The 22909-nt window shown below is 62.9% G+C and carries 20 protein-coding genes; 7 read left to right on the forward strand and 13 right to left on the reverse strand.

Translation table 11 applies throughout. The features are described from left to right. Positions 1-38 precede the first annotated feature (38 nt). Together INF35_RS10780 and INF35_RS10785 are read left to right on the forward strand one after the other, a co-directional pair. Entirely contained in the window at positions 39-260 is a 222-nt protein-coding gene (locus INF35_RS10780) for a YdbC family protein (protein ID WP_193502336.1), read from the forward strand. Further along, on the forward strand, positions 260-853 hold the full coding sequence (locus INF35_RS10785) for an HD domain-containing protein (RefSeq protein WP_193502337.1): 594 nt from the start codon (positions 260-262) through the stop codon (positions 851-853). Before INF35_RS10780 ends, INF35_RS10785 begins: the two co-directional genes overlap by 1 nt. A 103-nt stretch (positions 854-956) precedes the next feature. Here INF35_RS10785 and INF35_RS10790 read toward each other — a convergent pair whose 3' ends face one another. The 11 genes from INF35_RS10790 to prmA all read right to left on the reverse strand — a co-directional run bounded on the left by INF35_RS10790 (position 957) and on the right by prmA (position 14431). Then, positions 957-2852, reverse strand: coding sequence for a hypothetical protein (locus tag INF35_RS10790; protein WP_193502338.1), 1896 nt, complete (start codon positions 2850-2852; stop codon positions 957-959). Positions 2853-2987: 135 nt separating this feature from the next. Beyond that, complete coding sequence (locus INF35_RS10795; RefSeq protein ID WP_193502339.1) at positions 2988-4139, reverse strand: coiled-coil domain-containing protein; 1152 nt, start codon at positions 4137-4139, stop codon at positions 2988-2990. A gap of 129 nt (positions 4140-4268) precedes the next feature. Beyond that, positions 4269-5516: a cell division protein FtsZ gene (gene ftsZ, locus INF35_RS10800; RefSeq protein WP_193502340.1), complete on the reverse strand. Its 1248-nt coding sequence runs from the start codon at positions 5514-5516 to the stop codon at positions 4269-4271. 306 nt (positions 5517-5822) lie between these two features. Beyond that, positions 5823-7085, reverse strand: coding sequence for a UDP-N-acetylglucosamine 1-carboxyvinyltransferase (locus INF35_RS10805; protein WP_193502342.1), 1263 nt, complete (start codon positions 7083-7085; stop codon positions 5823-5825). A 134-nt stretch (positions 7086-7219) separates the two neighbouring features. Further along, the gene (locus INF35_RS10810) at positions 7220-7807 is read right to left on the reverse strand and encodes a dipicolinate synthase subunit B (RefSeq protein ID WP_193502344.1); all 588 of its coding nucleotides are present in this window, start codon (positions 7805-7807) and stop codon (positions 7220-7222) included. Further along, positions 7804-8592, reverse strand: a complete 789-nt coding sequence (locus INF35_RS10815; protein ID WP_193502346.1) for an NAD(P)-dependent oxidoreductase — start codon at positions 8590-8592, stop codon at positions 7804-7806. Before INF35_RS10815 ends, INF35_RS10810 begins: the two co-directional genes overlap by 4 nt. Before the next feature lie 147 nt (positions 8593-8739). Then, positions 8740-10788 (reverse strand): peptidoglycan DD-metalloendopeptidase family protein, encoded by a 2049-nt coding sequence (locus tag INF35_RS10820; protein ID WP_193502348.1) that lies wholly within the window; start codon positions 10786-10788, stop codon positions 8740-8742. A gap of 45 nt (positions 10789-10833) precedes the next feature. Continuing rightward, on the reverse strand, positions 10834-12078 hold the full coding sequence (locus tag INF35_RS10825; protein ID WP_193502351.1) for a murein hydrolase activator EnvC family protein: 1245 nt from the start codon (positions 12076-12078) through the stop codon (positions 10834-10836). Between the two features lie 124 nt (positions 12079-12202). Continuing rightward, a complete protein-coding gene (locus tag INF35_RS10830; protein ID WP_235983205.1) occupies positions 12203-12442 on the reverse strand; it encodes a phosphatase in 240 nt (79 codons plus the stop codon). A 264-nt stretch (positions 12443-12706) separates the two neighbouring features. Continuing rightward, on the reverse strand, positions 12707-13438 hold the full coding sequence (locus tag INF35_RS10835; RefSeq protein ID WP_193502354.1) for an RsmE family RNA methyltransferase: 732 nt from the start codon (positions 13436-13438) through the stop codon (positions 12707-12709). Between the two features lie 72 nt (positions 13439-13510). Next, a complete protein-coding gene (gene prmA / locus INF35_RS10840; protein WP_193502356.1) occupies positions 13511-14431 on the reverse strand; it encodes a 50S ribosomal protein L11 methyltransferase in 921 nt (306 codons plus the stop codon). A gap of 148 nt (positions 14432-14579) precedes the next feature. Here prmA and INF35_RS10845 point away from each other — a divergent pair, with 148 nt between their 5' ends. The 4 genes from INF35_RS10845 (at position 14580) to spoVAE (ending at position 17182) form a co-directional block, all read left to right on the forward strand. Continuing rightward, positions 14580-15146: a GNAT family N-acetyltransferase gene (locus tag INF35_RS10845; protein ID WP_193502358.1), complete on the forward strand. Its 567-nt coding sequence runs from the start codon at positions 14580-14582 to the stop codon at positions 15144-15146. Positions 15147-15200: 54 nt separating this feature from the next. After that, complete coding sequence (locus INF35_RS10850; RefSeq protein ID WP_193502360.1) at positions 15201-15641, forward strand: SpoVA/SpoVAEb family sporulation membrane protein; 441 nt, start codon at positions 15201-15203, stop codon at positions 15639-15641. 170 nt (positions 15642-15811) lie between these two features. Next, positions 15812-16822 carry a stage V sporulation protein AD gene (locus INF35_RS10855; RefSeq protein WP_193502362.1) on the forward strand — a complete coding sequence of 337 codons (1011 nt, stop codon included), beginning with the start codon at positions 15812-15814 and terminating at the stop codon, positions 16820-16822. A 3-nt stretch (positions 16823-16825) separates the two neighbouring features. Beyond that, positions 16826-17182: a stage V sporulation protein AE gene (spoVAE, locus tag INF35_RS10860; RefSeq protein WP_193502364.1), complete on the forward strand. Its 357-nt coding sequence runs from the start codon at positions 16826-16828 to the stop codon at positions 17180-17182. Positions 17183-17280: 98 nt separating this feature from the next. On the opposite strand, the gene INF35_RS10865 is transcribed toward spoVAE, so the two are convergent. Further along, positions 17281-18465, reverse strand: a complete 1185-nt coding sequence (locus tag INF35_RS10865) for an MFS transporter (protein WP_193502366.1) — start codon at positions 18463-18465, stop codon at positions 17281-17283. A gap of 283 nt (positions 18466-18748) precedes the next feature. After that, the gene (gene rny / locus INF35_RS10870; protein WP_193502368.1) at positions 18749-20305 is read right to left on the reverse strand and encodes a ribonuclease Y; all 1557 of its coding nucleotides are present in this window, start codon (positions 20303-20305) and stop codon (positions 18749-18751) included. A gap of 775 nt (positions 20306-21080) precedes the next feature. On the opposite strand from rny, the gene thrS reads away from it, so the two are divergent. Beyond that, positions 21081-22844 (forward strand): threonine--tRNA ligase, encoded by a 1764-nt coding sequence (thrS, locus tag INF35_RS10875; RefSeq protein WP_193502371.1) that lies wholly within the window; start codon positions 21081-21083, stop codon positions 22842-22844. The last annotated feature ends 65 nt before the right edge of the window (positions 22845-22909 follow it).

Genomic DNA, 22909 nt, shown 5'->3' on the forward strand with positions numbered 1-22909 from the left:
GGCCGGGGCAAACCCAGCGTAAGGAAGGAATAGGAACCATGGCTGAATTCAAGTATGAAATTACCGAGCGTATCGCCGTTTTGTCCACCAATAACAAGGGATGGGAGCGCCAGCTCAACATGATCAGCTGGAACGACCACGATCCCAAATACGATATCCGCGACTGGTCCCCCGACGGCAGCAAGATGAGCAAGGGCATCAGCATGACCCGCGACGAGCTGGTCATTCTCAAGGATATCCTGAACGAACTGGAGCTGTAATGGAAGACTATCATCAGCAGTTCATTGAGATCTACAACGCCAACATCACCCGCCCCGGCGCCGACCGCCTGCTCAACTGGCTGGAGACCACCGACTTTTTCACAGCCCCTGCCTCCACCCGGTTTCACGGTGCCTGCCGCTGCGGCCTGGTCATGCACAGCATCAACGTCTACCAGGCCATGACCCAGCATTTCTTCACCGAGGGCGAAAATGCCGAGAGCTATGCCATCTGCGGCCTGCTCCACGATTTGTGCAAGGCGAATTTCTACAAAGTCGGCACCCGCAACGTCAAGAACGACGAGACCGGCCAATGGGAAAAGGTCCCCTTCTACCAGGTGGCCGATCAGCTTCCCTACGGCCACGGGGAAAAGAGCGTCTATCTCATTGAACATTTCATGCGCCTCAAGACTGCCGAGGCCATTGCCATCCGCTGGCACATGGGCGGTTTTGACGACGCTGTGCGCGGCGGCAGCTTTGCCGTCAGCGATGCCTTCAATACCTATCCGCTGGCCGTCAAGCTGCACACGGCCGACCTGATCGCCACCTATCTGATGGAACAGGGCACCAGCAGCGTGGAAAACGGTCACCGCTGACCGCTCCTTTTATGACAAAGCAGATCCCCCCGCACACCTGCTCTGAACGGCAGATGTGCGGGGGGATTTTGATTTTTCAGCATGCTGTCCGGGAGGTTTCTCCTCAGCCCAGGGATGCCATATACTCGTCGATGCGCTGGCTGTACAGCTGAGGCCAGCGGGCGTCATACCCGGCGAACAGTTCCTTGAAGTAATCGGCCTCCGCCTGGTCCGGAGTGGAGTTGCGCTCATAGCAATAGAGAGTCAGGCCGTTTTGCAGGGGGAACTGGGTCACATAGGTGTAGTGGGCTGCCGCGGGGGTATCGGTGCGAAGAGCCCGGTTGATGTCCCCCACCAGCGTGCCGGTCTCGAACTCGTCGGTGACCATGACATATTTGGAGGTCCAGATCTCCGTGGGAAAACCGTGGGTGGAAGGCACACTGTTCTCCCACAGGATGATGCTCTGCAGCTCCACATGGGCGGGATCGCTGTAGGCAAAGGTACTGCCGCTGTAGCCCCCCGAATCAATGTTGATGTAGACGGTATCCTCCGTGGTGCAGTGCTCCAGCACAAAATCGGTGACCGCGCGCATCTGGTCCAGATCGGTGCGGCGGGTCAGGTCCAGAGCCTCATCGCTGAGCAGTATCGTGCCCGTGGACAATCCAGACACACGCAGAGCGTTGCCGAAGTTGAGGCAGAAAAACACCGCCGTCACCGCAGCCCCTGCCCGGACTGCCGCCTTCCGCTGCAAAGCGCAGAGCGCCGCCAGCGCACAGAAGATGGTGCCCAGATAGAGGGGGGCCAGGATCAGGCTCTGGTGGTCCCCCAGGGACTGGGTACGGGTAAAGAGCACCACGGCCACCGCCGCCGAGGCCAGCGTGACCAGTGCAGGGCCCCGGGAGGCTTTCCGGGACAGGGCCAGCACCAGGCCTGCCAGGCAGAGCAGGCAGAACAGTGCTCCCTGACGCTCAAACTGAGCAATCAGGTTGGACAGCAGGCCGCCGCCGTAGAAGGCGCCGTAGATATCGGCGTAGTCGGTGGTGAGGGCGGTGATAAAGGTAGGCAGCAGCGGCACCACCACGCAGATCACGGCGGGGATACCGAACTTGAGCAGGTTGCCCAGCACCAGGCCGAACACCCTGCGCCGCGCCGCTCCCAGCAGCACCGCCACCGTGTAGGCCAGGTAGTAGGCCAGAATCCAGAACATATACCACCGGCGGGTCAGCACCAGAGCAAAGGTGGCGGCGAACAGGCAGACCAGGCGGCCTGCCTCCAGCCGGTCAAAGCGGTAGTCGGCCGTGAGCAGCAGGATGACCGACACAAAGGTCAGGCCGAAGGCATCGGGCATGCCGTGGGTGGCGGGCCACAGGAACATGGGCCAGAGCACCATGGCAGCCATGCACAGCGGGTAGTACAGGGCGGTGCGTGTCCCTCCAAACCAGACCGCCGCCCGCTTGGCCACCATGAGCAAAGCCAGCCACATGGGCACAAAGCAGGTCAGGGTGTAGCAGAGCATGAAGCAGTTGATGGTGCGGGGCAAAAACAGATAGGGCACGCTGATAAACAGGTTCATGAACATCTTGTAGTCGGCGGTGAGCAGACTTTCCAGCAGGACGTGGACCCCATAGAACCCGTTGGTGGAGAAGGTGGAAAACAGCAGCTGCTGTTTGGCAAAATAGTTGATGGCGTCCTCCCCGTAGACGGTCTGACGGTAGAGCACCAGGGCAGCGATCACCCCAAAGCCCACCACTGCCCCGCCCGCAAAGGCGCGCAGAAAGGGTTTGTCTTTCCAGAATGGGGCCTCCCCCGGGAAGGCGATCTTCCAGGCAGTGCCCAGCAGCAGGCAAAGCCCGCCCATGCACAGCACCCACATCCAGACCACCAGCAGCAGTCCGCCGTAGGCCGTGACGGCGCCGCCCGCCAGCACACACACAAAGGCCAGGGCGGCCGCCAGCAGCAGCCGGACGCCACGGGGCTGGGCAGCCAGCGCGGCGCGGCAACGTTCCAATACAGGAGGCATCTTTATTCTCCTTTCCCTATGGGGAGAGCAAAACAAAACAGGCCGCAGTCATTGCGGCCTGTTCATCGGTTGCTGCCACAACTCAAACGATCTGCGGGGATCGTTCTACTGTGGAATATCCATTTGTTCCAAATATTACTTGTCGTCCCCGCTCATACGGTTGATGGCGTCCAGCAGGCTCTGGGCAACAGCACGGCGGCTGCTGCCGCTGTTATGTACGCTGCTGCGGCGCAGGCGTCTGGACGGCGGCGGAGCCGGCTTTGCCTTGGGTACAGGCCGGACCCGGCGCGGGGCAGGCGTCGTAACAGGGGGCTGAGCAGGGCGCAGACGCTCGGCGGGACGGGGTGCCTCGGGCGCGGGACGGGCGGGCGGCACAGGTGCTGCCGGGGGTTCCGACCGGGACTCGGGTGCGGGCTCCGGTTCCGCCTCCACGGCAGGCGGGTCGCTTTCCGGCGTGCCCTGGGCGAAATCATTGAGCTTGACGCCCATGGATTCCAGGTCTGCATCGGTGCTGTCCAGCGCGGCATAAATGGCTGCGGTGGCATTTTCCAGATCCAGAGCGGCGGCACTCAGCTTTTCATCCACACGGCTCAGGCGCTCCCGCAGCACCATGACACCGGCAGCCAGATCTTTGGCGTTCTCCGCCATGCGGGTCTTCTGCTGCTCGGCCTCCTGACGCATACGGCGCTCGGCGGTCTCGGCATAGATGCGGGCATCGGCCAGAATCTTGCGCGCTTCCACACTGGGAGTGGGTGCGGGGGGCTGAGGCTGCGGGGCCGGTTCCGGCGCAACCGCCGGAGCAGGCGGCACCGGTTCAGGGGCAGGAGCAGGCACCGCAGGCTGGGCGGCCTTCTCGGCGCGCAGCTGCTTGACCTCTTCCTCCAGCTCCTGGCAGCGGTTCTGCCACTCCAGAAGAGTCTTCTGGCTCTGGCGGTACTTGCTCTGGTAGCCGGTGGCCCGGCTCTCGGACACGCTGTACTGCTCCACGCTGTCGGCCAGCTTCTTCTCGCTCTCGGCGTAATCGCTCTCGGCCTTTTCGGCACGGCGGGTCTGCTGCAGAAGCTCATCCTGCAGCTTTTCCACACAGGCGCGGGCGTTGGCCTGCTCCTTTTTCATTTTCTCAATCTGGGCCTGCAGCTGCTTGATCTGTTCTTCATATTCCATCTGCTGCTGCTGCGATTCATTGACGAGCGCATTCACATACGCCAGCACGTCATTCTCGTCAAATCCGCCGACCACGCGGCGCCGGAATCCCTGTTCCGGCACTTTCGGTTCTCCCGACGGCATGGCGTACCCCCTTTTCACTGCCGGTCACCAAACAGCCGGTGCCCCTTTCCCCCTTAAAAGAAAAGGACACACGGCTGATGTTTTTCGTATATCCCGCCTTTGTGCACAGCGGGGTCAACCCGCAGTGGATTACTGGCGCTTGTTCAGGATGCTGAGCAGATCGTTGAAGTAATCGCCGTCATCCTCTTCGTCCTCGTCGGCCTTGCCGGGCGCGGTATCCAGACCCGCACCGAACACCTCATTGAAGACGGGGTTCGGGATAACGGGATCGGGCTTTTCCACCTTGGCCGGGGCCGGAGCGGGCGCAGGGGCAGGAGCCGGGGCAGGCTCCACCGGGTTGACCGGCGCAGCAGCAGCGGCGGCCTGGCGGGCAGCGGTCTTGCTCTGGATATGAGCCTGGATGGGCTCATCCACAGAAGGCGTGCTCTCAAAGCCAGTGGCAACGACGGTGATGTTCATCTCGTCGGAGAGATGCTCATCGAAGGCAGTCCCCCAGATGATGTTGGCATCGGGATGGGCTGACTGGGTAATCATGGAAGCAGCGGTCTCAACGTCGTCCAGACCGATATCGGGGCTGGAAGTGATGTTGATGATGACGCCGCGTGCGCCGGCGATGCTGGTCTCGAGCAAAGGGCTGGAGATCGCGGCCTTGGCGGCATTCTCCGCCTTGCCGGCGCCCTTGGCCACGCCGACGCCCATGTGGGCGAAACCGGCGTCCTTCATGATGGAGCGCACGTCGGCGAAGTCCAGGTTGATGAAAGCCGGAATGTTGATCAGGCTGGAAATGCTCTCAACGCCCTGGCGCAGGACGTTGTCCGCCGCCTCGAAGGCGTTCATCAGGGTGATTTTTTCCTGGCTGATGAGCTTCAGACGCTCATTGGGGATGACGATCAGGCTGTCCACATGCATCATGAGGGAGGCAATGCCCTGCTCGGCAAGGCTCATCTTGCGCTTGCCTTCAAAGCCGAAGGGCTTGGTGACGATGCCGACGGTCAGGATGCCCAGATCATGGGCAGTCTCCGCCACAACGGGTGCAGCGCCGGTGCCGGTGCCGCCGCCCATACCGGCGGTGATGAAGACCATCTGTGCACCCTTGAGTGCATTGGCGATCTCGTCCTTGCTTTCCTCGGCGGCGCGCTGGCCGACCTCAGGATCGGCACCTGCGCCGCGGCCCTTGGTCAGCTTTGCACCGAGCTGGACTTTCTGGGTGGCCTTGGAGTTGATCAGGGCCTGCTGGTCGGTGTTCATGGCAACGAACTCGACCCCCGAAAGGCCGGCCTCCACCATGCGGTTGACCGCGTTGCCGCCGCCGCCGCCAACACCGATAACCTTAATGTTTGTAACATTCTGCATCTCTTCGTCGAGAACGAACGCCATGAGAGTATCCCCCTAAAACTTTGGATTTTTATGGACTGCCGGGCTATATAGGGCACACTAGTCCGTGGATAATACATATAACTGATTATAAGAATACCAAATTTGCCCCGCAATTTCAATACCCGAACGCCAAAATGGCAGAAAACGCCCATCGATTCCCGCCTCTGCGCCGGGGCCCGTCCGTGCATTTTGGCCGCGGCAGGCGGTTTTTCGGGTTTTGCGCGATGCCGCGGCAAAATAAAAAAAATTTGCCCGCACACAGCGGGCAAACCCGTTTGGCACAATATTTGCACCGTCCGTTTTTCGTCAGGCCGTGCGGCAGGCAGCCCCCAGAGAGGCAAGCTCGGCGGGCAGGGACTGATACCCCCGCCGGATGTGTCCCTCGTCCAGCACGCAGGTCTTGCCGGAAGCCGCCAGCCCCGCCACCACCAGCGCCGCGCCGCCCCGCAGGTCGGGAGCGCTGACAACGGTGCCGGTAAGCTCGGCACTGCCCGCGATCTTCAGCTCCCGGCCCTCGGCGCAGACATCGGCCCCCAGGGCGGCAAACCCCGCCGCGCAGGCAAAGCGGTTCTGGAACAGCCCGTCATACACCCGGCTGGGGCCGTCGGCGGTCAGCAGCACGGCGGCCGCCAGGGGCGCCGCATCGGTGGCAAAGCCCGGGAAGGCACAGGCAAACAGTTCCTGCCCGCCCTTGAGCGGCATGGAGGGGTCCCGCCGGATGCGCACCGCGTTGGCCCCGGTGCGGACCTCACACCCCGTCGCACGCAGAAAATCCAGGAAGGTCCCGAAATGGGCCGGACGGCAGCGGCGGATGGTGATGTCTCCCCCTGCCGCGGCCACCGCCGCCCCGTAGGTGCTGGCAGCGATGCGGTCGGGCAGCGGCGTGTAGCTGCCGCCGTCCAGTCCCCCCGCACGTCCCCGGATGACGATGACCGGCGTGCCCGCCCCTGTGATCCGCGCACCGCAGGCGGAAAGGAATCCCGCCAGGTCCTCGATCTCAGGCTCACAGGCAACGCCCCGCAATACCGTGGTCCCCTCGGCGCAGCTGGCCGCCATGAGCAGGGTCTCGGTGGCCCCCACGCTGGGCAGGCGCAGGGTAAAGTCCGCCCCGTGCAGCCGCCCCGACCGTCGCAGCACCACCGCATCGGAGGCGATCTCCACCCGCGCCCCCATGGCGGCCAGGCCGTCCAGATGAATATCCACCGGCCGGGGCCCCAGCCGGCATCCGCCCGGCACAGGCAGCCGTACCTGCCCCACCCGTACCAGCAATGGCGCCAGATAAAACACCGAACTGCGCATGGCCCCCGCCAGCTCGGGCGGTACATCCCCCCGCAGCAGCGGTACCGGCGATGTCAGGATGTCCCTGCCGCACCAGCCGGCCCGCGCTCCCACGGCAGACAGAAGCGCCAGACTGGTATCCACGTCCGACAGCCGGGGAACGCCCCGCAGCCGGCAGGGCCCGCCGCACAGCAGCGTCGCTGCCAGAATGGGCAGAACGCTGTTCTTGGCCGCCGGCGGCGTGATGCTGCCCGACAACGTGCGCCCGCCGCGCACCTCGATGATCTCCATGCCGCACCGCCTCCTCTGTTTGCTTCCGGACGGCAGTCTCCGCCCGGAAATGGCTCAACATTCCACTATATGCCGCGCAGCGCCGCCCGGCCACAGGATACAACCCCTCTCCGCAAAGTTTTTTGCCCTTTTGGTCACAGCAGCAGCGGCTGGAGCTGAATGCCCCGCAGGGCACAGTCCAGGGTATCGGGCAGCAGACTCATGTCACTTTTCAGGCTGCAGGGCTTTTTGTAGCTGTCGTCCTGGCCGAAGGGCACAAAATAAAAATGCTTGCGCTGCAAAAGCGCCGCCAGATTGCCCGCGCTGGCGCCCAGGCCGTCGTTGGTGGAGGGGGCCAGAATGATGGGCAATCCGCCCCGCAGCATGCTCTTGACCCCCATGGTGACGGGGGTGTCGCTGAGTCCTGCCGCCAGCCGGGCCAGTGTCGTCCCGGTGCAGGGCGCCACGATCATGGCACAGGCCATGCCCGCCGGACCCAGAGGCTCCGCCCCCTGGATGCTGTCGATGGGCTGGTGGCCGGTCAGTTCCTCCAGTTTCTGCCGCCAGTCCGCCGCCCGGCCGAACCGGGTGTCCATGCTCCCCGCCGAAAAGCTTAAAAGCGGCAGCACCTCCCAGCCCCGGGCCGTCAACCGCTCGATCTGCGGCATTACTGCGTCAAAGGTGCAAAAGCTGCCGCACAGTCCGAACACAACGGTGCGCGGCAGATCAATGCGCTGATTCATGCATGCTCTCCCCTTTCCTCCAGAATGTTCAGCACCGTGTCGGCCACCAGTTCGCCTGCCGTCTGCGGGGCGCACCGGGCGGGCAGGCTGAGGGCGTGCTCGGCACGGATGTTCAGTGCCTTTGCCGCGGCGAAATCGGTTCCCCCCGGCATGCTGGCCAGGTCGATGACCAGCGCCCCCGCGGGCAGGCAGGCAAGCTCGGACCTGCCCAGCACCGGTGCGGGAATGGTGTTGACCACCGCGTCAAACCCGGGCAGAATTTGGGGCAGCCGGGTCAGGTCGACGGCACGGCAGCCCGCGCACCGGGCCCCGGCACGCTGCTCCGGCGAGCGGGCCGCTACCGTAACCACCGCTCCCAGCACCTGCAGCCGCCGTGCCACCGCACGCCCCACCCGGCCATATCCCAGCAACAGAATGGGACTCTGCCAGATGGTGCGCTCCCGCAGCTGCATGAGCAGGCAGATGCAGCCCTCCGCGGTGGGGACGGCGTTGAGGCTGGCCAGTTCCGGCCGCTGGAAATAATCGATCAGTTCAATGCCCGCCGCATCGGCCGCTGCCTGCACCGGCGGACTGACCTTTCCGCCCAGCGCCAGCGTGCCCGGCCGCGCGGCCCGCAATATGCGGGCCAGATCCGCCTTGCCCGCATCCAGCGGCATGGGCAGAAGGATATAATCGGCATTGCCCACACCTTCGGCGCCTGTCACGGCGTATCCGGCGCGCTGCAAGGCCCGGGCAGCCGCGCGCTGGCGCGCGTCGGTCCCCACAATGCAGAATATTTTTTGCATGTTCTCACCCCCGGCATTTATCCCATGCTATGCCGGGGGCCTGCATCTGGTGCGGGACGGCAGACGCAAAAAACCGGAAGGTCTCCTCCCGTTTGGGAAGAAAACCTTCCGGTTTTGATTTCAGTATTGCAATATGCGTGAACAGGGTCAGCCCGCCTGCAGGGCGGCGTTTTCTCCGCGCAGTATGGAGAGAGGCTCAACCGCCACGTCACCCACGCGGACCTCCACAATGGTGCGGGTCACCGTGGTACCGATGCTTTCGCCCTGTTCGACCATATCCCCGGCCTTGACTCCCACCGAGCCCAAGCCAAAGAAGATGGTCTTGACGCCGCCGCCATGCTCGATCACGATGGTGTTGCCTGCCGTGCCCCCCAGATCGCCTGCCAGCAGCACACGGCCGTCCGCCGGGCTGATGATGGTGTCGCCCCAGCGGGTTTCAACCACTACATTCTCGGCCACGCGGCCGGTACCGTTATCAATGCCGCCGTTGCGCTCGGTGCGGGTACGGCCCACGTATTCAGGCGCTCCGTAAGCCATGGCCACGTCAATGCTGCGCAGGAACGGCTGTACAAAGCCGCTCTCCGTCCAGTAGAGCTCCGGGTCCGCCACATCCAGCAGCGCCTTGACCTCCTCGGGGTAATCCTCCTCGCCGATATAGGGCGAGACCCGTGACCGGGTGCTGGATACATCACTGTATCCAAAGCTTCCGGCGGTGACGCTGAGTTCCAGGTTTTCGGTGTAACCGTCCGCCGTGACCTGCAGCACATAACCGCCCAGAGCCTGATCATAGGGAATGGGCACAAAGGCCACCCAGGCGTCGCCCAGCTTGACGAAGTCGGTGCCGTCCAGGGTGCCGGACAATGTGGGAGCCTGATCCGACTGCAGGTTGGAGACGCGGACACTGGCCACACCGCCCTGTACAACGCTCCTTGTGTTGAGGCGGACCGACGGGCGGATGCCGATGGTAAACTGGAACAGATAGGTTTGCTTGCCGGTGATGGCAGCGTTCTGGCTGGAGCCGGTCTCGGTGCTTACCACCAGTTCGGCCGTATAGCTGCCGTTGGCCGGGAAGCTGAACTTGCGGTATTCAATGAGGCTGCCGCTGAAAATCTCCTCATCGTTTTCATCGGTGATGGTCAGCATGGTCTCATAGCCCGAGGGGGATACGCTGAGGCTGGGGGACGAAGTGTCCACCATCTCGGTGAGCTCCACCGGATCCCGGTGGAACGTTTTGGAATAGGTGCGCTTGAAGCTGTTGCCCACCACCGGCACATGCCAACTGTAGGAGGCGGTTTCCACCGTCTGTCCGTCAAAGGTGATGGTGATCTGGGGAAGGTCTTCGTCGGAGGCATTGCAGTACAGCCAGCCCACCCCCACCATGGCAATGATGAGAATTCCGCCCAGCACCAGAACCAGCCAGCGGACCAGGCTGCGGCCCATGCTTCCTGCACGGTCGGCCGCGGTCAGCGGCTCATCTGATGTGTCGTCGTCCAGGTCGTCCGCCGCGGCGCTGTCGGAACCGTTCTCCCCGGCAGCCTGCTCGGCCCCGGCCAGAATCTGCTCCACCGAAACCTGCACCGTGCGGGTGATCTCCGCCAGACGGGCCTGCTGGGCTTCATCCAGGGCATCGGGAGAAGGCTCCCCGCCTTTTCCATTGCCCTCCGAAGAGCCTGCCTCCTCCGTGCCCTGGACCGGCCAGGCCGGCGGGCTCTCCGGCTGCTGAGGCTCCCGTGGCTGGGAGGCCCGCTCTTTGTCCTGTTCGGACTGCTTTTCCAGCGCGCGGCGGACTTCCTCCTTGCGCAGCTCCTCGGTGGTGAGCGGTTTCTTCTCCGGGGCGGGCTCTCCGGCCTGGGCCGGAGCAGCCGCCGCGGTCACGGATTGTTCCGCTCTCTGCTTTGAGCCGCCGGCTTTTTCCCCGGCATCGCCCTTGGGCTGCTGTGAAGATTTGTTCTGGTTCTGACCGGCCGCGCCGCTGCCGGAATGTCCCTTGTGCGACGATCTGCGCTTGCGGCGCCGGCGGGAACTGCTGGTTCCTCCGGACTTTTTCCGGTCCTGACCGGAGGAGGCGGAGGCATTGCCCGCCTTTGTGGTATTGTCAGGTTTTTCCCCGCCGCCGTCCCGTGTCGGCTGCTGCGCAGCGTGGGATGTCTTGCCCGTCCCCTGCTGTGCGGTGTTCTCCTGCTTTTCTTCGCTCATACTTTGCCACCCTGAAAATTGCTTGCTGATTGTGCTCCTGATGGTTTACAGGTTTTCTTTGTACTGAAGTCCGCTCTTGCCCGAGAGGATCTTGCTGGGGTCCACCGACTTGTTGCCGATGCGCACCTCATAAATCAGATCGTGCTGGTCGGTAGCCTTGCCGACCACATCCCCCTTGGCGACGGTCTGGCCCTGCTGGACCGTGACCTCCCCCAGGCCGAAAAGATAGCTTTTGACGCCGCAGCCATGATCGATGACCACTGTGCCGCCGCTGACTTCCAGCGTACCGGCGTAGACGACCTTGCCCGCCTGAGGGCTGAATACATCGCTGCCGTTGGGCGCTGCATAGGTCAGGCCGGTGGACTGGCCGTCCCGGGTGCCGTCCACAATATAGATAGTACCGTAATTGACGGCAACGCCGCCCTCGCTGGGTGCCTGGAATGCTCCCGACCAGAGCTTGCCTTCCTCCGACGATTCATACAGCGGCCAGATGGCATTGCGGTATTTTTCCGATGCATCGGCACTGACAGGCTCGGAAGCCTCGCTGACCACGTTGCCGTACTGCGCCGCTCCCACCGTCAGCGTGACGGTGAGTTCGGTCTCGCCGCAGCGGACGGTGATGTCATGCTTGCCGCCCTCGGCGTTGTAGGTGACGGGGATATACCCCATCCAGCCCCCCGTGACCGGGCGGAACCAGACGCTGCCCAGATCGGTCTCAGCCGTGGGCGTGTCCCCGCTCAGGATGCCGGTAAGCAATATGGCCACCACATCCCCCTGGGTGGCGCGTTCGGCGCTCAGGGTCACCTCCGGCTCAAAATTCACCGTGAAGTTGGCCTGGTACAGATACCACCCCAAGGGCTTGGCGGGCTTTTCCTCGCTGAGCTGACGCAGGGTCAGGCTCAGGGTGTACTCCCCGTTGGCCGTGTAGACAAAGTCGGCATAATCCTGGGCCGTCCCCTGGAAAGCCGTGGTACCGTCGGGGCCGGTCAGCGTCAGGTCGGCCTGGCTGACCCAGGACGGCAGCACCAGCTCGGGGCGGGTATCGCCGAAGTCTCCCAGTTTCTGCTCGCTGAGCGTGGCCGGAGAGTAAAAACTCCTGTAGACAACACCGCCGAAGATGGGGACTTTCCAGTCATAGCCGGCGTTTTCCAGCGTGACACCGCCAAAGGAGGCACTCTCCTCCGGCAGGTCATCCTGCCCGGTCATGTAATAGAAGGCGCCGACCGTGCCGCCCAGCAGCAGCGCCACAAACAGCACTACCATGAGCAGCCAAAGTAACAGCCTTTTCATTGTAAATTTCCTCCCGGCCCCGGAGTGTTACCGCCCCGGGACTGGCTCAGATGTAAAAAAGCCGGGCGTCCGCCCTGCCGCACGTCGCCGTGCGCCGGCGGCCACCCGGCCAGACAGAACCTTTTCAGAACGAAATGTCGCCGTCCGTGTCGGGGTCGGCCAGGGGCTCGGCATCCGCAGAGGCGGTGTCATCCTGTTCGTCGTCCTCAGCTTCTTCATCGTCATATTCGTCGCTGAACAGCAGCTTTTCATACTCGTCGAGCTCCTGCTCACGGCGGCGCAGGTACAGTGCAACCGCAGTCAAAACGCCCGCAGCTGCTGCCAGAAATGCCAGCGCCGCGCCAAAAGTGGACTTTTTCATCATGGTGGTTCAACCTCCCTTGCGTTGCGCCGCCTGTTGCGGCGCTTCTCAGCCCCGGCCGGCAGGCCGAGCGCAGTCAGATTGGTTTTATTATACCCGACCCCGCCGGGGAATACAACGGCAAACCTGTAAAAAATTGGAGACAAAAAATGATTTTCTTTGTCATTACAAAATCATCTCTCGCCCCAAAAACACGGTTTTACGTCATTTTGTTTTGCTGTCGCGCTTTTTTTCAAAATTGCATAGAATGCGGGTGGGGATTCTGGCTTATTCCAGATTGCCTGTCAGCGTCATGACCGCTGCCAGCGCAGCCAGCGGTGCCGTCTCACACCGCAGGATCCGGGGCCCCAGCCCCACCGTCCGGGCGCCCGCCGCTGCGGCCAGGTCCGCCTCCTCGGGGGCAAAGCCGCCCTCGCTGCCGGTGATGAGGGCAATGCGGCGAACCGCTTTGTCCTCCTTCAGCAAGGTGCGCAGCGGGCTGCCGCCGCACTCATAGAAGAAGAAGGCGCGGTCGTAGTCTTTCAGCTCCCGGCAGACCGAGGCAAAATCCGGCAGGGGCAGGCTGACCTCCGGCAGGATGCCTCTGCCGCACTGCTTGGCTGCCTCCACCGCAATGCGTGCGTAGCGCTCCCGCTTGGCCTCCTCCTTTTTGGGGGCGGCCACACAGTAGCGGCTGAAAAAGGGCACCACCCGGTGCACCCCCAGCTCCACGCTGTGCCGGATGATATCCTCCAGCTTGCCCTGCTTGGGGTAGCCCGCGTAGAGGGTGATCTCCACACTGGGTTCGGCGGCGCTGGGGTAGCCCTCGCTGACCGAGAACTCCACCCGGCCCGGCTGCACCGATGTAATGGTACCGGTATACTCCACGGCGTTGGCGTCGCACAAAATCACCTGGTCCCCCACCCGGCCCCGCATGACATCGGCCAGATGGTGGGCGTCCGGCCCGGTCAGCGCCGCCCGGCCGGAACCGATCTCGGTGGTAAAATAACGGTGCGGCACGATGTTCCTCTCTTTCCACAGTACAAGCGCTTATACAATTCGTACTGTTTCAACAATATAATCCGTTTTATATCAATTTTCTGCTTTGCGGCAGAGGATGCAGACCCAGCCCCGTTTTTCGTAGACGGCCTCGGGGGCAAGACCGGCGGCGCGCAGGCCGTCCAGCACCTCATCCTTGCGCTCATCGATAATGCCCGAGGCAATGAAGGCCGCCCCCGGCGCCATGAGGGCGGGCACCGACGGTGCCAGGGACAGGATGGCCGCCGCCACAATGTTGGCGGTGATGATGTCGTAGGTCCCCTCCGCCTTGTCGGACAGGTCGCCCACCAGCACGCGGAAATGCTCCGACACGCCGTTGCGCTGGGCGTTCTCCCCTGCCGTGCGGACGCACATGGGGTCGATGTCCACGCCGTCGGCCTCCCGGGCCCCCAGCTTGAGGGCCGCAATGGCCAGAATGCCCGACCCGGTGCCGATGTCCAGCACCCGCTCGCCGCCCTGGACCAGGCGGTCCAGCAGCTCCAGGCAGAGGGAGGTGGTTTCATGGGTGCCGGTGCCGAAGGCCATGCCCGGGTCCATGGTGATGCGGATACGGTCGGTATCGTAATCCTCCCAGCCGGGCACAATGGCAAGGCGCTGGCCGATGTCCATGGCGTGGTAGTACTTCTTCCAGGCGTTCTGCCAGTCCTCCTGCTCCACGCCCGCGGTGTCGAGGCTGTACTCGATGCCCGCAGCCTCCAGCCGCTCCTTGAAGAGGGGCAGGATCTCGGCAGGGTTTTCGTCCGGGGCAAGATACATGTGCACCTTGACGATGTCCCGGGGCTTGTCCAGCAGTTCCTGCTCGATGAGGTCCACATGGGCGATCTCCCAGGACTGCTCCTCCAGGTCGCTGTAATCCTCAATATAAATCCCGCCGTTGGACACCATCGTTGCGATCGCTTCCGCGGTCTCGGCGTAGCGCTGCGGCACCGTAATCTGAATATCGGTCCATTCCATGGCAAATGCCCTCCGTGTCTGTTTGATGTTTTCATTATACACGAAATCGGGGCGTTGTGTACAGTGGGCAGCCGCCTCGCACCGGGCGCCCGCCTGTGGTATACTGGTCTGAGAGCCGGCCCTGCCGCCGGGAAAGGAGAGTCCCACCATGCAGATCCGATTGCTGAACGAAACCGAAGCCGAAACCATCCACCGCGAACAGATGACCCGGGACTTTCCCGAGGCGGAGCTGAAACCTTTTTCGGCAGTGCGGGGACTGATGCGCCGGGGCCTGTACGAGCCCCTTGCCCTGTATGAGGACGGCCATCTGGTCTGCTACGCCTGGCAGACGGTGCTGCCCGACTGTGACACTGCTCTGCTGGACTACTTTGCCGTGCTGCCCGAACTGCGGGGCAAAGGCACCGGCACACGGGCTCTCCGGGCTCTGGCCGGGTACTACGCTCCCCGCAGGCGGACGCTGCTCATCGAGTGCGAGCATCCCGCCGAGGCCCCCGACCCTGCCGAGGCAAAGCGGCGCATCGGGTTTTATCTGCGCGCCGGGGCACGGGCCACCGCCATGGAGGGACGGGTGTTCGGGGTGCGGTATCAGATCTACGCGCTGCCCTGCGGCGGGGACGAGCGGGACGACGTGCTGCGACGGGATCTGGAGACCCTCTACCGGGCCATGGTCCCCGAGCCTTACTACCGGGGCAATGTAATATTTTACGGCGGCTGAGGACAGACTAAGGGGCAAAGCTGTTTTCAACATCCACAGAAGGAAGTGCCGCCCATGAAACTGGACCCTGAACGCTATGCCAAGATGACCCGGGACGCCCTGCCCCACTCCCCAGTGCTGAAAGACTGCCTGTGGGCGTTTTTTGTGGGCGGCAGCATCTGCCTGATGGGAGAGATCCTGCGGCAGAGCTGGCTGCTGCTCTACGACAAGGAACTGGCCGGCACCCTGACCAGCATTTCCCTGATTCTGCTGTCCGCCCTGGTCACGCTGCCCGGCTGGTACCAGAAGCTGGGCGCCAGGGCCGGGGCCGGCACACTGGTGCCCATCACAGGGTTTGCCAACTCGGTGGTCAGCGCTGCCATCGAGTTCAAGGCCGAAGGCTGGGTGACCGGCGTGGGATCGCGGATCTTCATTATCGCAGGACCTGTCATTGCCTACGGCACGCTGGCCTCCTGGGTATGGGGCATCGTTTACTGGATCATGGGAAAGCTCTGACACAGTTTTCTGCATACGGCCCGGGGCATCGGTTTGGGATGCTCCGGGCTTTTTGACGACTTGCCTGCCATCCCGCCATCTCCGACAGGCCGACGGGATGCCCCATGCATAAAACCCGGGCTGCCCGGCACACTAAAGGCAGTTTGTTTCTGCGCAAGGAGGGGTTTTCCATGACGGTCCGCAACGGCGACACCGTGATCTTCGGCACACCGCCCGTCATTCACACCTGGGCGGCGGCGGGCGGCAAAAAGGAGGCGGAAGGCCCCCTGGCCGACGCCTTCGACCTGCTGTTTCCCGACACGACCTGCGGCAGCAGCAAGTGGGAGCAGGCCGAGAACATCCTGCAGCAGAAATGCGTGGAGCGCTGTCTGAAAAAAGCGAACCTGGACCCGGATCAGATCGACCTGACCTTTGCCGGGGACCTGCAGGCCCAGTGCACCGCCAGCAACTACACCATGCGGGTGCTGGGCTCCCCCTACGCCGGGCTGTACGGCGCCTGCAGCACCATGGCCGAGGGGCTTTCCCTGGCTGCCTGTTTTGCAGCGGCAGGGTATGGGCAGCAGGTGCTGGCTTTCACCAGCAGTCACTTCTGTGCGGCGGAGCGGCAGTTCCGCACCCCGCTGGACTACGGCGGCAAACGGCCTCCCACCGCCCAGTGGACGGCCACCGCCGCCGGAGCCTGTTTGCTCTCCCCCGAGGGGCAGGGGGTGACGGTGCACAGCGTGACCTTCGGCCGGGTACAGGACTACGATGTCCACGACATCAACAACATGGGCGCCGCCATGATGCCCGCCGCCGTCTCCACACTGATGCATCACTTTGACGACACCGGCACGGTGCCCGCCGACTATGACGCAGTGTTCACCGGCGACCTGGGCGAGGTGGGCAGCGGGCTGCTCTACCGGCAGATGCGCGCCGAGGGCTATGACCTGTCCAACCACCTGGACTGCGGCTGCCTGCTTTACGACGTAGGAAATCAGCATGTACAGGCGGGCGGCAGCGGCGCCGGATGCAGCGCCGCCGTGCTCTGCACCTTTGTCCTGCCCCGCCTGGCCGACGGCCGCTGGAAGCGGGTGTTGTTTCTTTCCACCGGGGCTCTCATGAGCCAGACCACCTATCTGCAGGGAGAGAGCATTCCCGGCATCGCCCATGCGGTGGAACTGCGTGCACAGGAGGGATGAATCATGTCATATGTCTGGACTTTTCTGGTCGGCGGGGCGATCTGCGTCATCGGCCAGCTGCTCATCGATTACACCGCCCTGACCCCCGCGCGGATCCTCACCGGATACGTGGTGGCAGGCGTGGTATTGAGCGCCGTCGGTCTGTATGATCCCTTGGTCGAGTTTGCCGGGGCGGGCGCCAGCGTGCCCCTGCTGGGCTTCGGACATCTGCTGGCCCAGGGCGTGGTCAGCGCGGTGGACGAGATCGGCCTGCCGGGCATCTTTACCGGCGGACTCACCGCCGCGGCGGGCGGCATCGCAGCCAGCCTGGTGTTCGGCGTACTGGCTGCCCTGGTGGGCAAAAGCCACGACCAGAGCTGAACCGGTTCCGCCCCGGCCCCGTTTTCCGTGTATTTATTGTATATAAATAAGGAAAAGCCCCGTCGTCAGACGGGGCTTTTGAGATTAGATACGGGCGGTCACTCTCCCGCCAGGACGCTCTCCCGCTTGGCGCGGGTGCGGCGGTGGAGGCTCTCGGCCATGATGACCATGAGGATCAGCAGCACGCCCAGATACCAGGGATAGAGGGCAGGCGAGACATACTGCGCCAGCAGGCCGAAGATGGGCGGCATGAGGCAGCTGCCGATGTAGGCAAAGGCCATCTGGACGCCGGTCATGGCCAGGCTGAGGGCCCGCCCGAAGTTGGCGGGGGTCTCGTGGATGATGCAGGGGTAGACGGGAGCGCAGCCCAACCCCACCGTGATGAGCCCGGCAAAGAGGACGTTCTGTCCCGCGGGCAACAGGATGAGCACAATGCCCAGGGCGATGAGCGCCTGTCCCAGACGGATCATGTTCTGGTCGCTGAGCTTCATGGTGAGGAAGCCGCAGATGGCCCGTCCCACCGTAATGCCGATGTAAAAGGTACTTGCCCAGCTGGCGGCGGTGTTGGCGTCGATGCCCCGGGTCAGGGTGCAGTAGCTGGCCGCCCACATGCCTGCGGTGCTTTCCAGGGCGCAGTAGCAGAAAAAGCAGACCAGCACCTGGACCACCCCGGGCAGGCGGAGAAGCTGGGGCAGGCTGCGGTGTTCGGGGGTGAAGTCCTCCCCTTCCAGGGTTTTGCCGGGGCGCTTCCACAGGGGCAGGCTGAGCAGCAGAATCACCGTCAGACCGAACTGCAGCAAAGAGATGATGCGGTAGCCGTTCTGCCAGCTGCCTCCGGCCAGCGCCCAGCCCATAATAACGGGACCGGTGCTGGCGCCAATGCCCCACATGCAGTGCAGCCAGCTCATGTGGCGGCTCTCATAGTGCAGGGAGACATAGGCGTTGAGGGCGGCGTCCACGCTGCCCGCGCCGAAGCCGTAGGGCAGCGCCCACAGGCAGAGCTGCCAGAACCGGGTACAGGTGGAGAAGCCGAACAGCGCCACCGCCGTCAGCAGCACGCTGGCCGCCGTGACGCCGCCGGTGCCCAGTTTGCGGTTGAGCCGCTCGCTGAGCAGGCTGGACACGATGGTGCAGGCAGAGATGAGCATGGACACAATGCCCGCCCAGGACAGATTTGCCTCCAGCTGGCCCACCATGCTGGGCCAGGCCGATCCCAGCAGGGAATCGGGCAGACCCAGGCTGATAAACGCCAGATAGATCACCGGCAGAAGAAGGGACGCCATATTCTGCAGCTCCTCTCAGATGGATGATTAAAAACGGCCGCAAAGTCCGCCGCGGACGGCCGCAGCGTTCTCCCAAAAGCAACCGTAACGATTATACCACCCTTGTCAAAGTCCGTAACGTTTAGGGGAACAATCTGTCGCAAAAGCTGCAAACTCTGTCTGTTGCACTCCGGGCTGTCTCGTCCGGGCCACACCCGCCGCCTTGCCCGGATACCGTGTGACCTGCAGCAAAAAAGCGGGAAGCTGCCCGGTATGGGCGGCTTCCCGCAATGGTTTGCGAAACTTATTTGGCGTACTCGGTGGCGCGGCTCTCGCGGATGACGCTGACCTTGATCTGGCCGGGGTAATCCAGCTCGTCCTCGATCTTGCGGGCGATGCTGCGGGCCAGCAGTACCACCTGATCGTCGGCGATCTTGTCCGGCTGAACCAGAATGCGCACCTCGCGGCCGGCCTGGACGGCATAGCTGCTCTCCACACCGTCAAAGCCGTTGCACAGAGCTTCCAGCGTTTCAAGACGCTTGATGTAGCTCTCCATGTTCTCGCGGCGGGCGCCGGGACGGGAAGCGCTGATGGCGTCGGCCGCCATGATGATGAATGCCAGCGGCGTCTTGGGCTCCACGTCGCCGTGGTGGGCCTCCACCGCATGGATGATGGCGGGGTTTTCCCGGTACTTCTTGCAGATGTCCACGCCGATCTGGACATGGCTGCCCTCAATCTCGTGGTCCAGCGCCTTGCCGATGTCATGCAGCAGACCGGCACGGCGTGCCATGGCCACATTGACGCCCAGCTCGCCGGCCATGAGTCCGGCCAGCCATGCCACTTCCAGAGAGTGGCTCAGCACGTTCTGGCCATAGCTGGAACGGAACTTCAGCCGGCCGATGAGCTTGACCAGGTCGGGATGCAGGCTGTGGATGCCCAGGTCCATGACCGCTTTCTCGCCTTCCCGCTTCATGGTGAGCTCCAGCTCCCGGCGGCACTTGTCCACCGTTTCCTCGATGCGGGCGGGATGGATACGGCCGTCGGCAATCAGGCGCTCCAGCGCCATGCGGGCCACCTCACGGCGGGTCTGGTCAAAGCTGGACAGGGTGATGGCTTCCGGCGTGTCGTCGATGATGAGGTCACAGCCGGTGGCAGTCTCCAGGGCGCGGATGTTGCGGCCCTCGCGGCCGATGATGCGTCCCTTCATCTCATCGTTGGGCAGCGGCACCACGCTGACCGTCGCCTCGCTGGTGGCGTCGGCAGCACAGCGGGCAATGGCCTGGCTGACCATCTCGCGGGCCATGTTGTCGCACTCGTCCTTGAGGTTGGACTGATAGGCGGAAATGCGCATGGCTTTCTCGTGGGTGAGTTCCTCATCCAGGCGCTGCAGCAGCACGGCGCGGGCGTCCTCCTGGGACATGCCGGCGATGGTTTCCAGCTTTTCAGTCTGGCGCAGCTTGAGCTGTTCCAGCTCGTCCAGGCGGGCTTCCACCAGCTCAGTGCGCTTTTTCAGGTCCTCTTCCTTGCGTTCAATGGTGGCGGTGCGCTTGTCCAGCGCCTCCTCCTTTTGATCCACACGGCGCTCCTGCCGGGTGACCTCGGCACGGCGCTCCTTGATCTCCTTGTCGGCCTCGGACTTGAGCTTGAAGGCTTCGTCCTTCGCCTCGATGATGGTCTCCTTGCGTTTCTGTTCGGCTGACTTGATGGCGTCGTTGACGATCCGCTTGGCTTCCTCTTCGGCGGAGCCCAGCTTGGCCTCTGCCGTGCGCTTGCGGTGCTGTTCGCCCAGCACAAAACCAAGCGCCACACCGACAGCGATCGCAACAAGTACCGCCACCACCAATGCGATGATGGGTACCATTCGATTTTCACTCCTCGTTGGCAATAATTTCGTAAACCATGAGGACGGCTGCCCGCGGGCGCTTTTTCAGATCATATCTGCAATTTTATAAGATTGTTGTAAAAACCATACGCAAACGCCGCCGCTGCCGGGCGCCGCAGGCCAAAAAGCCGCGGTCTTACGAGAAAAGAGGAGCAAAAAGCCTCAGCAACATGCGGTCAAACGGACACACCAAGCCCGTTGAAATCTTACAAAACAAACGTGCGACGGCGGATGTGCCGCCCTCACCCGATTCAATCCAAGAAAGCCATACGACCTGCCGGCCGCAGTCCTTTGTATACTATTAACAATAGTATCTGTATTCTGTACGAATGTCAAGAAATTGTTACAACAGGATTGCCATACCCCCTTGACTTTGAGAAAGGGCGGAGCTATTATAACAATAACTTCATTCCGTCCAAAGCTTTGAAGCGGACAAACGGACGTATCTGCGTCCGGGTATCAGAGAACGCCGCCCCGGCCGTACCGGCCCCGTGCTGCAAGCGGCCTGCCCGGAAGATACCTCTTACCACCGCAGAGCGTGGGGGTGAACCCCCGCCGGGCCCGGCCCGTTACCGCCGGATACGAGTGGCGTGCCTTACCGCGCGCAATTCGGGTGGAACCGTGGAGCATTTCAAACGCTTCATCCCGTATGGTACGCATTGCGTACGCCGAAACTGCGGGATGGAGCGTTTTTCTTATTCCGTGCGCCGTCAGGCGCGCGGGCCTGTACCTTTTTATAAGGAGGAAACTGCAAATGAAGATCATCTACAAGGACGGCACCGTTGCCGAGTGCCCCAAGGAAGAAGAACTGCACGTTCTGCGCCACACGGCGGCTCACGTCATGGCGCAGGCCATCAAGCGCCTGTATCCTCAGGCGGACTTTGCCTTCGGTCCCGCCACCGACAACGGCTTCTACTATGACGTGGACCTGGGAGACACCAAGCTCACCGACGAGGACCTGGCCGCCATCGAGAAAGAGATGAAGAAGATCTGCAAGGAAAACCTGCCCATCAAACCCTTCATCCTGAACCGTGAGGAAGCCGTCAAGCTCATGGAGGAGCGCGGCGAAAAGTACAAGATCGAGCATATGGCCGACCTGGCGGACGAGACCGAGTTCAGCTTCTTCCAGCAGGGCGAGTACGTGGATATGTGCATCGGACCCCATCTGACCTACACCAAGGCTCTCAAGGCCTTCAAGATCACCCAGCAGTCCGGCGCTTACTGGAAGAACGACAAGAACAACAAGATGCTCACCCGCATCAACGGCATCGCTTTCCGCAGCCAGGACGAGCTGGACGAGCACCTGAAGCTGATGGAGGAGGCCGCCCGCCGCGACCACCGCAAGATCGGCAAGGAAATGCAGCTGTTCATGTTCTGCGACGAAGCCCCCGGCTTCCCCTTCTTCCTGCCCAACGGCATGATCCTGAAGAACACCCTCATCGACTACTGGCGCGAGATCCACACCGCCGCCGGCTACGTGGAAGTGTCCACTCCCCTTATCATGAACCGTCATCTGTGGGAGACCTCCGGCCACTGGGATCACTACAAGGACAACATGTACGCCACCAAGATCGACGACGAGGACTACTGCATCAAGCCCATGAACTGCCCCGGCGGCGTTCTGGTCTACCGCAGCCAGCCCCACAGCTACCGTGAGCTGCCCCTGCGCGTGGGCGAGCTGGGCCTGGTCCACCGTCACGAGCTGCGCGGCGCCCTGCACGGCCTGTTCCGCGTCCGCTGCTTCACCCAGGACGATGCCCACATCTTTGTCCGTCCCGATCAGATCACCGACGAGATCATGAACGTGGTACACCTCATCAACTCGGTGTACGAGAAGTTCGGCTTCAAGTACTTCGTCGAGCTGTCCACCCGTCCCGAGAACTCCATGGGTTCCGACGAGGACTGGGAAGCCGCCACCAACGGCCTGAAGCAGGCTCTGGAGCGTCTGAATCTGCCCTATATCATCAACGAGGGCGACGGCGCTTTCTACGGTCCCAAGATCGACTTCCACCTGCAGGATTCCATCGGCCGTACCTGGCAGTGCGGCACCATTCAGCTGGACTTCCAGATGCCCTTGAACTTCCAGCTGGAGTATGTGGATGAGGACGGCCAGAAGAAGCGTCCCATCATGCTGCACCGTGTCTGCTTCGGCTCCATCGAGCGCTTCATCGGCATCCTGACCGAGCACTATGCCGGCAAGTTCCCCACCTGGCTGGCTCCCATCCAGGTCAAGGTCCTGCCCGTCTCCGAAAAGACGCTGGATTACGCCAAGCAGGTCACCGAAGTCCTGCGCAAGGCGGGCGTCCGCGTGGTGCTGGATGAGTCCAACGAGAAGATCGGCTACAAGATCCGCGAGGCCCAGCAGGTGGACCGGGTACCTTATATGCTGGTTCTGGGCGCCAAGGAGGCTGAGGCCGGCAACATCTCCATCCGTGACCGCTCCGGCAACACCACTCAGTCCAGCCTGGACGAGTTTGTGGCCAAGGTCTGCGAGGAGATCAAGGAGCGCCGCAGCTAAGCTGACCGGCCACGCCCGTTCCGGGGTCTTATTTCCCGCATCGTGATATAGCCAAAACAAAGACC

Origin of the sequence: Gemmiger gallinarum, assembly GCF_014982805.1 — a bacterium.
GTDB classification, from domain to species: Bacteria; Bacillota; Clostridia; order Oscillospirales; family Ruminococcaceae; genus Gemmiger; species Gemmiger gallinarum.